The organism is Buttiauxella sp. (assembly GCF_049686335.1).
Taxonomy (GTDB): Bacteria; Pseudomonadota; Gammaproteobacteria; order Enterobacterales; family Enterobacteriaceae; genus Buttiauxella.
Genome location: NZ_JBAVHX010000033.1, coordinates 141,603 through 155,148, shown reverse-complemented (window position 1 = coordinate 155,148; position 13,546 = coordinate 141,603). Strand labels below are relative to the sequence as shown.

Genomic DNA, 13,546 nt, shown 5'->3' with positions numbered 1-13,546 from the left:
TGCTCCAGGTAGCAGCGTCGCCTTGAACAGCGGTGCAGAAGGTGCCATGATTGCGCGAAATTTCACATATCTGCAACGGGGCGCTTATTGATGTATATAGTCAATGATTACCAGCATCTCTCTATGGCGCTCTGCTGTATCCCGAAGACCCTTGCTCACCATGCGGTGAGGGCAACGCACGCTCACTGCAGGACAACAGTAAAATCAGGTGATGCCTGGTTTTACTGATGTCTGGCGGTCGGAGTGGGTATTATCCATCAGACCATCAAGACACATTCGCCGGGGAATGCTCCCTTTGCCGTGCCACAAGGCACTCACTCATCCTTGACCTCTGGGATTTGTGCATATGAAATCTTTGAAAATTGCCGCCAGCCACGATGTGGTTGCCTCACTTGAAACACATCGTGAAGTGGTTGCGCTTGATAGCACGGACTTTACCGATATCGCCGCCGTCGTCCTTTCTGTGGCGGATAGCCGCAGCGGTATTCTGGCATTACTGAAACGCACCGGCTTTTCGATTCCTGTTTTTTTAGCGGCTGATAGCGGTTCTAGCGTGCAAGAAGGCATCACAGGGCTGATAACCGGTACTGCGCAGGATTATCTGGAGCTGGAAACGGCAGCCGCTGGTTATGAAGATGCTCTGCTACCGCCGTTTTTCGATACGCTGACCAAATATGTGGCGATGGAAAACAGCACCTTTGCCTGTCCTGGTCACCAACACGGTGAGTTTTTCAAAAAGCACCCTGCGGGGCGCCAGTTCTATGATTTCTTCGGCGAGAATTTGTTTCGCGCGGATATGTGCAATGCCGACGTTAAACTCGGTGATTTGCTGATCCACGAAGGCTCTGCCAAACATGCGCAGAAGTTTGCTGCCAAAGTGTTTAACGCTGATAAAACCTATTTCGTGTTAAACGGCACCTCGGCTGCGAATAAAGTCGTCACCAATGCGTTGCTGACCCGGGGCGACCTGGTACTTTTCGACCGTAACAATCATAAATCCAACCATCACGGCGCGTTGATTCAGGCTGGGGCAACACCGGTTTATCTCGAGACGGCTCGCAATCCGTTTGGTTTTATTGGCGGTATTGATGCGCACTGTTTTGATGAAAAGTACCTGCGGGAATTGATCGCTGAAGTGGCTCCTGAACGTGCGCAAGAGAAACGCCCGTTTCGCCTCGCGGTTATCCAGCTTGGTACCTACGACGGCACAATTTATAACGCCCGTCAGGTGGTGGATAACATCGGCCATCTTTGCGATTACATCCTGTTTGATTCCGCATGGGTCGGTTACGAACAATTTATCCCGATGATGGCTGACTGTTCGCCACTGCTGCTGGATCTTAACGAGAACGATCCGGGTATTTTTGTCACTCAGTCGGTGCATAAACAGCAGGCCGGTTTCTCACAGACTTCCCAGATCCATAAAAAAGATAACCATCTGCGTGGGCAAGCGCGTTTTTGCCCGCATAAGCGACTGAATAATGCGTTTATGCTGCATGCCTCTACCAGCCCGTTTTATCCGCTTTTTGCCGCCCTTGATGTGAATGCGAAAATTCATGAAGGGGAGAGTGGCCGCCGTTTGTGGGCAGAATGTGTGGTGCAGGGGATCGAAGCGCGCAAAGCGATCATTAATAGCTGCACGATGATCAAACCGTTTATCCCACCCGTGGTTGCGGGTAAACCGTGGCAGGATCATCCAACGGATCTTATCGCACAGGAACGCCGTTTCTTCAGCTTTGAACCCGGTGAGAAGTGGCACGGCTTTGAAGGCTATGCGCAGGATGAGTATTTTGTCGATCCTTGCAAACTGCTGCTGACCACGCCGGGAATTGATCCGCAAACCGGGCAATACACGAAATTTGGCGTGCCTGCGGCGATCCTCGCAAACTATCTGCGCGAGAACGGTATTGTCCCTGAGAAGTCGGATCTGAATTCGATTCTGTTCTTGCTAACGCCTGCTGAAAGTAGCGGGAAAATGGCGCATCTGGTGGCGATGCTGGCGCAGTTTGAGCAGCATATTGAAGACGATACGCCATTGGCGGACGTACTCCCGACTATCTATCAGAAGTATTCACAACGCTACAAAGGCTACACGTTGCGTCAACTTTGCCAGGAGATGCACGATCTTTACGTCAGCTTTGCGGTGAAGGATCTGCAAAAAGCGATGTTCCGCAAAGCCAGCCTGCCTTCAGTCGCCATGAATCCACAGGATGCGAATAGTGAGTTTATTCGCGGTAACGTCGAACTGGTGCGTTTGAGTGCATCAGAAGGGCGTATTGCTGCCGAAGGCGCGTTGCCATATCCGCCAGGCGTGCTGTGCGTAGTGCCGGGTGAGGTGTGGGGCAGCGCTGCCCTGCGTTATTTCCTTGCACTGGAAGAAGGTGTGAACATGCTGCCGGGCTTCTCGCCGGAATTGCAGGGTGTGTATAGCGAAACGGATGCGGATGGGATTAAGCGACTGTACGGCTACATGATAAAATAACCGTCATACTTCAAGTTGCAGGTGCGTTGACTGCACCCGTGCGCCCCAGTCACATAGTTTCCTATGCTCCTGGGGACTTACGGTCTGGTCGCCTGCCTGCACCTCGAATTATTTAGGTTATTGCAACTCGTATCTTAGCAATCAGGCGACTGGCTGAACGGCCGCTGGTGTTCTGACGTGTTTATATTTGAAGAGTGCGACGAAGGCGAAGGCCAGTACCAGTGAGTAACCAGCGAAAATCAGCCATACGCTTTGCCAGTCGGTGATACCCGCCGTAGTGTAGTTCTCCACCACTTTCCCGCTGACAATCCCACCCAGGATGCAACCAAACCCGTTAGTCATCATCAGGAACATACCCTGTGCGCTGGCACGGATCTCTGGCTTCACTTCTTGTTCCACGAACACGGAACCAGAGATGTTGAAGAAGTCGAAGGCGCAACCGTAGACGATCATCGACAATACCAGCAAGATCGTGCCCATTGGTGTTGGATCGCCATAGGCAAACAAGCCGAAGCGCAACATCCAGGCGACGATACTGATAAGCATCACGTTCTTGATGCCGTAACGAATCAGGAAGAATGGAATCGTCAGGATAAATACGGTTTCAGAAATCTGCGAAATAGACATTAGCACTGACGCATGTTCGACAATAAAGCTGCTGGCGAACAGTGGATTCTGATCAAAGCTGTGGAGGAAGGTGTTACCAAACATATTGGTAATTTGCAGCTCGGCACCCAGCAACATAGAGAAGATGAAGAAAATCGCCATGCGCTTGTTTTTGAACAGTGCGAAGGCATCCAGCCCTAACATTGAGCTCCAGCTTTGGTTTTTCTGTTCGTTGGCAACCGGAATGTGTGGCAGCGTCAGGGTGAAAACCGCTAACACTAATGACAGCGTTGCACCGATATAAAGCTGCATATGGCTTAACTCAAAGCCTGAGAAGCTCACGCCCCACATGGCGAAAATGAAGCCGATGGTTCCCCAAATACGAATAGGTGGGAAGTCGCTGACGATATTCATTCCTGCGGATTGCAGGCGATAGTAAGAAATTGTATTTACCAGCCCAAGCGTTGGCATGTATGCGAGTGAGTTCAACAGGATAACAATGAACATCGCGCTCGGTGTGGTGACCTGTGCAGCAAAATACAAGGTGATGGCGCCTACCACATGACAGGCTGCGTAAATCCAGCGCGCACTAATCCATTTGTCCGCAATAATACCCAGCAGCGTGGGCATAAATACCGCAGCAATACCCAATGAACTGTATACCGCGCCAATGGACGCACCATCGAACTTGAGGGTGACGAACATGTATGAGCCGAGTGTAGTCAGCCAGCTCCCCCACAAGCAGAACTGCAGAAACGAAAGTACTTTAAGCTGCAGCTTAAGGTTCATGTAAATTTCCTCACAGGATTTTGATCATCAATGTTGCATTTCTAACATATACGTTTCGATATGTTGTAATCGTAACATTAGCAGTGCTGCGGGAGCATTTTTGGTACATTCAGCAAATAAATGAAAACATTCTCAAGTTACATTCGAGAATAGTGACCGGGGTTGCATTTTTTGCTCAAGAAAACGTGGAAAGCGCAGGGGAGTGGTATCTCCCGCCACCACAATGAGTGGCAGGAGACACAATAAACAGCGGATTAACGACGACGATAGCTCTTCTGCGCGGTGTTCACTTTGTACAGATAATGACGTGATTCCGATGAAGGGTGGCGTGTGGTCAGTGTTTGGTACACATCCCCTGGCGTCATGCTGTTAATAATGCTGTAGGCGCGGTTCTTATCGTTATTGAACACACGAAGCACACTGCCCGCACCACCGTTATACGCAGTGATCACGGCGTAGCGGCGTGAGGTTGGGTTATCAATCCCGCTCAAATAGCTGTCTTGCAAAATCGCCAGATAAGCCGTACCGGTATCGATATTGCTTTCAGGATCAAACAAGTAGCTACGACTCGGCTTGCCCCATTTGCCTTGTGATTTAAAGACATCAACCCCTGCGCTGTGCTGAACAACCTGCATCAGACCCAGTGCATCTGCGTGGCTTACCGCATACGGGTTAAAGCTCGATTCGGTCTGCATAATTGCCAGAATCAGGGATTCATCAACGCCATATTTCTTCGACGCTTTGCGCACCATGCCAAGGTATTTATGAGCACGTTTATCAAGGTGGTTTGGTACCAGATTGATAGTCACGCTATAAACAATTTTCAGCCCGGTACTGCGGCTTTTCATGCGTGTTTGTAGCAAGTAATCAGCAAATTTTGATGCCCGGCCTTCCCAGCGAATCGGCTGACCGGTGTTATCAAGAACCTGGCCATACAGGAACGGTTCTTTAGAGATAACCACATCGTTAACATCGGAATAGAGGTCGATCGAGCCCGGATCATCGCCCATCAGCAGCGTGCTGATAATCGCCTGACGCAAGTGCGCAGCAGGTTCAGTGCCGGCAATGGTTTCGATGGTAATCGTACCGTCGTCAAAGTTGATGTGGCTACGGGTCAGGTATTGGTCGGTATATTTCACGTAGTCTTTTGGACCCGCAATCAACACTTCCTTCATGCCCCAAATATTCTCGATGTTATGAGCAAATTGCCCCATCAAAATATCGAAACCATTCGTGTCCTTAACAAAAGCCTCGTTATAGGAGTCTTCTTTTTTGCTCGAACATGAGATGAGCAACGGGACAACCAGAGCTAGCGCGAGAAATTTTTTCATCGTTCCGTGTATGCGTTGTGCTTGATGTGTTGTGCATAAGGGCCGATGGCCCCTGTATTTTTATTTTTCTGGCGGCGTGTAGCCTTCGATATGGACTTCTTTGCCTTCGAACAGGAAGTTGACCATTTCAGCTTCCAGCTCTTTGCGGTGCTCTGGATTCATCATGCTCATTTTACGTTCGTTAATCAGCATGGTTTGTTTGGTCTGCCACAGAGCCCATGCTTCTTTAGAGATTTCGTTATAAATACGTTTGCCGAGTTCACCTGGATATAACTGGAAATCCTGGCCTTCTGCTTCACGTTGCAGGTAAGTACAAAAAATAGTTCTGCTCATTATTAATCCTCTTCAACGACTCGGGCGGGTTTCAGTACCACCGGATCGGCGTGTAATTGCTGTAAAAGACGCTCTACCGGGGCGGCCAGTCCTACGGACGGAGGCTGCGCTAAGTTATACCAGAGAGCGGTTCCTTCATCCATGCACCCGCTAAATGAAAGCACCGGGAGCCACATCGGAATAATATCTAAATGGAAGTGGCTGAAAGTATGACGGAATGCGGTTAATTGCGTGAGATTATCTGCTGGAATCTGGCGTTGTGCCAGCCAGTCGCGTAACTGCTGTTCTGTCTCAAACTGTGGGAAGCAGTACAAACCACCCCAAAGACCTACCGCCGGACGCTGAGAAAGCAAAATACTTTGCTGATGCTGCATCATCAGGAAATAGCCGGTGCGCTCGGGGATTGTCACCTTCGGTTTTTTTCCTGGGTAACTCGCCCAGCTATTATTGGCATAAGCGACACAAATATTATTCACCGGGCAAAGTTCGCATTTTGGCTTCGAACGCGTGCAAACCATCGCGCCCAGATCCATCATCGCCTGGTTAAACTGGCTAACACCTTTGGCTGGGGTGACTTGCTCGCTGATATCCCAAAGCTTCTTCTCAACATCTTTTTTCCCCGGCCAGCCCGACACGGCGTAACAACGTGCGAGTACACGTTTTACGTTGCCATCGAGGATCGGGAAATGTTTACCCAGTGAAAGTGAAAGAATAGCGCCAGCAGTCGAGCGCCCGACGCCGGGTAGCGCAGCCACTTCTTCATAGGTTTCCGGAAACACGCCATTGTGTTGATTCGCCACCATTTGTGCCGCTTTATGCAGATTACGGGCACGGGCGTAATAACCCAAACCGGTCCACAGATGCAGTACTTCGTCGAGCGGGGCATTGGCAAGATCGGTCACGGTTGGGAAGCGATCCATAAAGCGCTCAAAGTAAGGAATGACGGTGGTAACTTGCGTTTGTTGCAACATCACCTCAGACAGCCATACTTTATAAGGCGTTTTTTCGAGTTGCCATGGCAGGGTTTTGCGCCCGTATTTTTGATACCAGTCGAGAACCTGGTTGGCGAATTGCGGCGCTTGTATCATTGTGCCAGGTCATCCGATAAAAATATAAATTAGGGGGGCTGATTCCAGCACAGACGACTCCATACTGTAAACCGGAACTTTCTGGTGCTTGCTTCTCATCATTAACTTTGGATAATGCCCGTTTCCCGAACACTAACTCAAAGCCTGAACACCATGAAAAATGACGTCATCTCACCGGAATTTAATGAAGAAGGCCGCGCAATGCGCCGGATTCGTAGTTTTGTGCGCCGCCAGGGCCGCCTGACTAAAGGGCAGGAGCACGCACTGGAAAACTATTGGCCGGTGATGGGCGTTGAGTATCAAGACGCGCCGGTTGATTTTGCCGGGCTGTTTGGCAGCCAAGCGCCAGTGACGCTGGAAATCGGTTTCGGCATGGGGACGTCACTGGTCGCAATGGCAAAGGCTAATCCACAGCAGAACTTTTTAGGCATTGAAGTGCACTCGCCGGGCGTTGGGGCATGCCTTGCAACCGCTCATGAAGAGGGCGTTGAGAACCTGCGCGTGATGTGCCACGACGCGGTTGAAGTGCTGCAAAAAATGGTTCCTGACAATTCTTTATCTATGGTTCAGCTCTTTTTCCCTGATCCATGGCACAAAGCACGTCATAATAAGCGCCGTATCGTTCAGGTGCCGTTTGCCGAGTTGGTGAAAAGCAAACTGAAACTGGGTGGCGTGTTCCATATGGCAACCGACTGGGAACCTTATGCCGAACACATGCTCGAAGTGATGTCCTCTATCGATGGTTATCAGAACCAGTCTGAGAGTAACGACTACGTACCGCGCCCGGATTCGCGTCCGGTGACCAAATTTGAACAACGTGGCCATCGTCTTGGTCACGGCGTATGGGACTTAATGTTCGAGAGGGTAAAGTAATGGCAATTAATCGTAGCCGTCGTTTGCGTAAGAAAATGCACATCGACGAATTCCAGGAAGTGGGGTTCTCTGTTGCATGGCGTTTCCCTGAAGGCACCTCCGAAGAACAAATCGATAAAATCGTTGATGAGTTCATCGATGAAGTTATCGATAAAAATGGTCTGGCTTTTGATGGCGGCGGCCACCTTTCCTGGGAAGGCTTAATTTGCCTGCAGGAAATCGGCAAATGCACCGAAGAGCATCAGGCTCTGGTGCGCAAATGGCTAGAAGATCACAAGGCTGAAGACGTTCGCACTAGCGACCTGTTTGATGTCTGGTGGGATTGATCTTTACCCTAATCTTTCAAGCTGCATGTGCGTTGGCTTTCCTCGCTCACCCCAGTCACTTACTTAAGTAAGCTCCTGGGGATTCACTGCGTCGCCGCCTTCCTGCAACTCGAAATCTTTGGGTATAGACAGAATAAACAGGTCGGTGAAAACCGGCCTTTTTTTCAGGAGTAACTATGATTCGTAAGGCTCTAATGGGCGTTTTGCTGCTCACCGCGATGCAGGCGCAGGCCGACTATAAATGCAGCGTCACGCCTCGCGATGACGTGGTAATCAGCCCGCAATCAGTTCAGGTTGTTGGTGAGAACGGTAATCTGGTTATTGCCCCGGACGGCAGTCTGCAGTTCAACGGCAAACCCCACACATTAAACGCAACGCAGCGCCAGTTGGCGATGAATTATCAGCAAGCGTTGCGTACAGATCTCCCCTGGATTAACAACGGCGCATTGACCCGCGTTGAAAAAGGCCGTGTCGCGCTGGATAAAGTCATCGCTCAGGAAGTTGGGGAGAGCAGCAATATGCGTGGCCGCCTGACAAAACTGGATGCGCAGCTTAAAGAGCAAATGAGCCGTATTATCGAAACGCGTCAGGATGGTTTAACGTTCCACTATAAAGCGATTGATCAGGTGCGTGCCGATGGGCAACAACTGGTGAATCAAGCGATGGGTGGCATCTTGCAGGACAGCATCAATGAAATGGGTGCTAAAGCCGTTCTGAAAGGTGGCGGTAATCCGTTGCAGGGCGTGTTGGGTAGCCTCGGTGGGTTGCAGACCGCAGTGCAGAATGAGTGGAAAAATCAGGAAAAAGATTTCGAGCAGTTTGGCCGCGATGTTTGTAGCAAAGTCGTGACGCTGGAAGGGCAGCGCAAAGGGCTGGTCGAAACATTAAAATAAGGTTTTAGCCGTTGTAGGGTAGATAAGCGTAGCGTCATCCACCATTTGTCGGGTGACGCTGCGCTTACCCGACCTACAAAAAAGCTGTGTCATTAGTCTAATGGCGGGTGAAACACCCGCCATTATGATTAACGCATAAACGCGGGCTGTTTTTGCTCGTAAGCAGAAATGGAACCTTCGTGTTGCAGCGTCAGGCCGATGCTATCCAGCCCTTCTAACATGCAGTGGCGGCGGAAAGTATCGATGTTAAACGAGTAGCTTTTCTCACCCGCTTTGACCGTTTGCGCTTCCAGATCCACAACGAATGTGATCCCCGGATTTGCCGCAACCAGTTTGAACAACTCATCCACTTCTTCTTCGCTCAACGTAACCGGTAACAGCTGGTTGTTGAATGAGTTACCGTAGAAGATATCTGCAAAGCTTGGTGCGATAACCACTTTAAAACCGTAATCGGTTAACGCCCACGGTGCGTGTTCGCGTGAAGAGCCACAACCGAAGTTTTCTCGCGCCAGCAAAATCGAGGCACCTTTAAACTCCGGGAAATTCAGAACGAATTCTGGGTTTGGCTGCTGGCCTGCATCATCCAGAAAACGCCAGTCGTTAAACAGGTGCGCACCAAAACCTGTGCGAGTCACTTTCTGCAAAAATTGCTTAGGAATGATTGCGTCGGTATCAACGTTTGCGGCATCCAGCGGAACGACCAGGCCGGTATGTTGGATAAATTTCTCTGCCATGGTGTTTTCCCTTATTTCAACGTACGGATGTCAGCAAAATGACCGGATACAGCGGCTGCTGCTGCCATCGCCGGGCTCACCAGATGTGTGCGACCACCGCGGCCCTGACGGCCTTCAAAGTTACGGTTGCTGGTGGAGGCACAACGCTCACCCGGTTCCAGACGGTCGTTGTTCATCGCCAGACACATCGAGCAGCCTGGCAGGCGCCATTCAAATCCAGCTTCGATGAAAATCTTATCCAGGCCTTCAGCTTCAGCTTGAGCTTTTACCGGTCCAGAGCCTGGGACGACCAACGCTTGCACGCCTGGTGCGACTTTGCGACCCTTGGCAATCTCTGCTGCGGCACGTAAATCTTCAATGCGCGAGTTGGTGCATGAGCCGATAAATACTTTATCGATAGCCACTTCGGTCAGTGGGATCCCTGGTTTAAGGCCCATATACGCCAGTGCTTTTTCAGCGGAAGCGCGTTCAACCGGGTCGGCGAACGATTCTGGATTTGGGATATTTTCCGTAACCGAAATCACCTGGCCTGGGTTGGTGCCCCAGGTCACTTGCGGTGCGATATCAGCAGCATCCAGCGTGACAACCGTATCGAATTTTGCACCTTCATCGGTGCTGAACGTTTTCCACCAGGCGACGGCATCGTCCCAGTCTGTAGCTTTTGGTGCGTGCAAACGGCCTTTCACATAGTTGAAGGTTGTTTCGTCTGGCGCAACGATACCGGCTTTGGCACCCATTTCGATAGCCATGTTGCACAACGTCATACGTCCTTCCATCGACAGCGCCTGAATCGCGCTACCGCAGAACTCCACTACATGCCCGGTGCCGCCAGCGCTGCCGGTTTTACCGATAATTGCCAGCACGATGTCTTTGGCTGTGATGCCTGGTGCGGCGGTGCCGGTGACTTCAATCTTCATGGTTTTCGCGCGGCCCTGTTTCAGGGTTTGCGTTGCCAGAACATGCTCAACCTCAGAAGTCCCGATACCAAATGCCAGCGCGCCAAATGCGCCGTGGGTGGCGGTATGGGAGTCACCACAAACAATCGTCATACCTGGCAAAGTAATACCTTGCTCCGGACCCATCACGTGGACGATGCCCTGGAATGGATGGTTCAGGTCATACAGCTCAACGCCGAATTCTTTGCAGTTTTTCATCAATTCCTGCATTTGAATACGGGCCATCTCGCCAGAAGCATTGATGTCTTTGGTCTGCGTAGAAACGTTGTGGTCCATGGTGGCAAATGTTTTGCCTGGCTGACGCACCGGGCGCTTATGCGCACGCAAACCATCAAACGCCTGCGGAGAGGTGACTTCATGAACCAGATGACGGTCGATATACAGCAGCGGCGTTTCATCCACTGCTTCGTAGACGACATGGGCATCGTACAATTTTTGATATAACGTCTTCGCCATGATTATTTCCCCTCGGCCACGAAACGAGCAATAGTATCGCCCATTTCTTCGGTGCTGATTGCATTGCCATTGCGCGCTAAATCACCGGTACGGAAACCTTCTTCCAGCGCGATATTGATGGCGTTTTCGATGGCCTGAGCGGCCTCTTCAGCATCCAGGCTGTAGCGCAGTAACAGAGCTAAAGACAGAATCTGCGCAATTGGGTTAGCAATATTTTTACCTGCGATATCTGGCGCAGAACCGCCAGCAGGTTCGTACAGGCCAAAACCTTGTTCGTTCAGGCTGGCAGATGGCAGCATGCCCATCGAACCGGTGATCATCGCGCATTCGTCTGACAGAATGTCGCCAAACAGGTTGGAGCACAGCAGCACGTCAAACTGGGACGGATCTTTAATCAGCTGCATCGTGGCGTTATCAATGTACATATGAGACAGCTCAACGTCCGGATACTCTTTTGCGATTTCACCGACGATTTCACGCCACATCACCGAACTCTGCAGGACGTTAGCCTTATCAATCGATGTCACTTTATTACGACGTTTGCGGGCAGACTGGAAAGCAATGTGTGCGATACGTTCGATCTCGAAGCGGTAATAAACTTCAGTATCAAAAGCTTTTTCATGTGCGCCGGTGCCTTCGCGGCCTTTTGGCTGACCGAAGTAAATCCCGCCAGTCAATTCACGAACGCACAGGATGTCGAAACCGTTAGCGGCGATGTCAGCACGCAGCGGGCAAAATTCTTCCAGGCCCTGGTACAAACGTGCAGGGCGCAGGTTACTGAACAATTTAAAGTGCTTACGCAGTGGCAACAACGCACCACGTTCAGGTTGTTGAGCAGGCGGCAGGTGTTCCCATTTCGGGCCACCGACGGAACCAAACAGAATCGCATCGGCTTGTTCGCAGCCTTCAACGGTCACCGGTGGCAGCGGGTTGCCGTGACGATCAATGGCAATACCGCCAACGTCATATTGACTGGTGGTAATGCGCATATCGAAGCGCTTACGAACTGCATCCAGCACTTTCAGCGCCTGAGCCATAACTTCTGGGCCAATGCCGTCACCCGGCAATACTGCTATATGATGAGTTTTTGACATGTCACACGGTTTCCTGATTATTTTCTTTATTATGAGCTTTGCGTTGCAATTCTTTTTCGACGATGCCTGCACGCCAGATGTTATTCAGCACGTTGACCATCGCTTTTGCTGAAGATTCCACGATATCGGTCGCCAGACCTACGCCATGGAAACGGCGGCCTTTATGGGTCACAACAATATCTACCTGACCCAATGCGTCTTTACCTTGTCCTTTCGCAGACAACTGGTATTTCACCAGTTCAACATCGTAATGGGTGATGCGGTTAATCGCCTGGTAGACCGCGTCGACCGGGCCGTTACCTGTTGCCGCTTCAGACTGGGTTTCTTCGCCACATTGCAGCTGGACTGAGGCGGTAGAAATCACGCTTGAGCCAGATTGCACGTTGAAGTACTCCATGCGGAAATGTTCTGGCTCTTCTTGTTGCTTACCGATGAAGGCCAGGGCTTCCAAATCGTAGTCAAAGACCTGACCTTTTTTGTCGGCCAGTTTCAGGAAGGCGTCGTACAAAGAGTCCAGATTGTAATCGTCTTCTTTATATCCCATCTCTTCCATGCGGTGTTTCACTGCCGCGCGGCCTGAACGTGAAGTTAAGTTCAGCTGCACCTGATTCAGACCGATCGTTTCCGGGGTCATGATTTCGTAGTTTTCGCGGTTTTTCAGTACGCCATCCTGGTGAATACCGGAGGAGTGTGCGAAAGCATTGGAACCGACAATGGCTTTGTTGGCCGGAATTGGCATGTTGCACAACTGGCTGACAATTTGACTGGTACGGTAAATTTCATGGTGATTGATATTGGTATGCACGCCCAACATTTGACTGCGCACTTTAATCGCCATAATGACTTCTTCCAGCGCGGTGTTACCGGCTCGTTCGCCGATACCGTTCAGCGTACCTTCGACCTGGCGTGCACCCGCCTGGATCGCCGCGATGGAGTTACCGGTCGCCATCCCTAAATCGTCGTGGCAGTGAACAGAGATAATCGCTTTATCAATGTTTGGCACCCGGTTATACAGCGTCTGAATGATGCCACCGAATTGAACTGGGGTGGTGTAACCGACGGTATCTGGAATGTTGATAGTGGTAGCACCTGCGCCAATCGCGGCTTCAACAATGCGGCACAGGTTGTCGATTGGGGTACGGCCAGCATCTTCACAGGAGAACTCAACGTCATCGGTGTAGTTACGGGCGCGTTTTACGGAGTGGACTGCTCGAGCTAATACATCATCGAAGGTACTGCGTAATTTGGTTTCGATGTGCATGGTAGAGGTTGCCAGGAACACGTGTATACGAAACGCTTCGGCGATTTTCAATGCTTCAGCTGCAACATCAATATCTTTATCTACACAACGAGCGAGGCCACACACACGGCTATTTTTGATATTGCGGGCGATGGTTTGTACCGATTCGAAATCACCAGGAGAGGAAACCGGGAAACCCACTTCCATCACGTCAACACCCATACGTTCAAGTGCCATCGCTATTTGCAGTTTCTCTTTAACACTCAGACTTGCTTGTAATGCCTGCTCACCATCACGTAAGGTCGTATCGAAAATAATGACTTGTTGGCTCATGTTGTGGTCCTT

12 protein-coding genes are annotated in these 13,546 nt (G+C 50.7%); 4 read left to right on the top strand and 8 right to left on the bottom strand.

Annotation, left to right across the window (positions count from 1 at the left end; genetic code table 11):
- The first annotated feature begins 346 nt into the window (after nt 1–346).
- Nucleotides 347–2,482 carry an ornithine decarboxylase gene (locus WBL83_RS19505; protein WP_424590670.1) on the top strand — a complete coding sequence of 712 codons (2,136 nt, stop codon included), beginning with the start codon at nt 347–349 and terminating at the stop codon, nt 2,480–2,482.
- A 141-nt stretch (nt 2,483–2,623) separates the two neighbouring features.
- Here WBL83_RS19505 and WBL83_RS19500 read toward each other — a convergent pair whose 3' ends face one another.
- From WBL83_RS19500 to mutY, 4 genes are all read right to left on the bottom strand, one after another.
- Nucleotides 2,624–3,877, bottom strand: coding sequence for a nucleoside permease (locus WBL83_RS19500; RefSeq protein ID WP_424590669.1), 1,254 nt, complete (start codon nt 3,875–3,877; stop codon nt 2,624–2,626).
- 254 nt (nt 3,878–4,131) lie between these two features.
- Entirely contained in the window at nt 4,132–5,208 is a 1,077-nt protein-coding gene (gene mltC, locus WBL83_RS19495) for a membrane-bound lytic murein transglycosylase MltC (RefSeq protein ID WP_424590668.1), read from the bottom strand.
- 60 nt (nt 5,209–5,268) lie between these two features.
- Nucleotides 5,269–5,541: an oxidative damage protection protein gene (locus WBL83_RS19490; RefSeq protein WP_424590667.1), complete on the bottom strand. Its 273-nt coding sequence runs from the start codon at nt 5,539–5,541 to the stop codon at nt 5,269–5,271.
- Nucleotides 5,542–5,543: 2 nt separating this feature from the next.
- Nucleotides 5,544–6,626 (bottom strand): A/G-specific adenine glycosylase, encoded by a 1,083-nt coding sequence (gene mutY / locus WBL83_RS19485; RefSeq protein ID WP_424590753.1) that lies wholly within the window; start codon nt 6,624–6,626, stop codon nt 5,544–5,546.
- 156 nt (nt 6,627–6,782) lie between these two features.
- On the opposite strand from mutY, the gene trmB reads away from it, so the two are divergent.
- The 3 genes from trmB (at nt 6,783) to WBL83_RS19470 (ending at nt 8,721) form a co-directional block, all read left to right on the top strand.
- Nucleotides 6,783–7,502 carry a tRNA (guanosine(46)-N7)-methyltransferase TrmB gene (gene trmB, locus WBL83_RS19480; protein ID WP_424590666.1) on the top strand — a complete coding sequence of 240 codons (720 nt, stop codon included), beginning with the start codon at nt 6,783–6,785 and terminating at the stop codon, nt 7,500–7,502.
- A complete protein-coding gene (locus WBL83_RS19475; RefSeq protein WP_064516156.1) occupies nt 7,502–7,828 on the top strand; it encodes a YggL family protein in 327 nt (108 codons plus the stop codon). The genes trmB and WBL83_RS19475 overlap by 1 nt, the downstream gene beginning before the upstream one ends.
- Before the next feature lie 176 nt (nt 7,829–8,004).
- Nucleotides 8,005–8,721, top strand: a complete 717-nt coding sequence (locus WBL83_RS19470; protein WP_424590665.1) for a DUF2884 domain-containing protein — start codon at nt 8,005–8,007, stop codon at nt 8,719–8,721.
- Between the two features lie 128 nt (nt 8,722–8,849).
- On the opposite strand, the gene leuD is transcribed toward WBL83_RS19470, so the two are convergent.
- From leuD to leuA, 4 genes are read right to left on the bottom strand one after another with little or no spacing between them, the layout of a single operon-like run.
- On the bottom strand, nt 8,850–9,455 hold the full coding sequence (gene leuD, locus WBL83_RS19465) for a 3-isopropylmalate dehydratase small subunit (RefSeq protein WP_424590664.1): 606 nt from the start codon (nt 9,453–9,455) through the stop codon (nt 8,850–8,852).
- Nucleotides 9,456–9,466: 11 nt separating this feature from the next.
- Nucleotides 9,467–10,867, bottom strand: a complete 1,401-nt coding sequence (gene leuC / locus WBL83_RS19460; RefSeq protein ID WP_424590663.1) for a 3-isopropylmalate dehydratase large subunit — start codon at nt 10,865–10,867, stop codon at nt 9,467–9,469.
- Between the two features lie 2 nt (nt 10,868–10,869).
- A complete protein-coding gene (gene leuB, locus WBL83_RS19455; RefSeq protein ID WP_424590662.1) occupies nt 10,870–11,961 on the bottom strand; it encodes a 3-isopropylmalate dehydrogenase in 1,092 nt (363 codons plus the stop codon).
- 1 nt (nt 11,962) lies between these two features.
- Nucleotides 11,963–13,534, bottom strand: coding sequence for a 2-isopropylmalate synthase (gene leuA / locus WBL83_RS19450; RefSeq protein WP_424590661.1), 1,572 nt, complete (start codon nt 13,532–13,534; stop codon nt 11,963–11,965).
- Nucleotides 13,535–13,546: the final 12 nt, after the last annotated feature.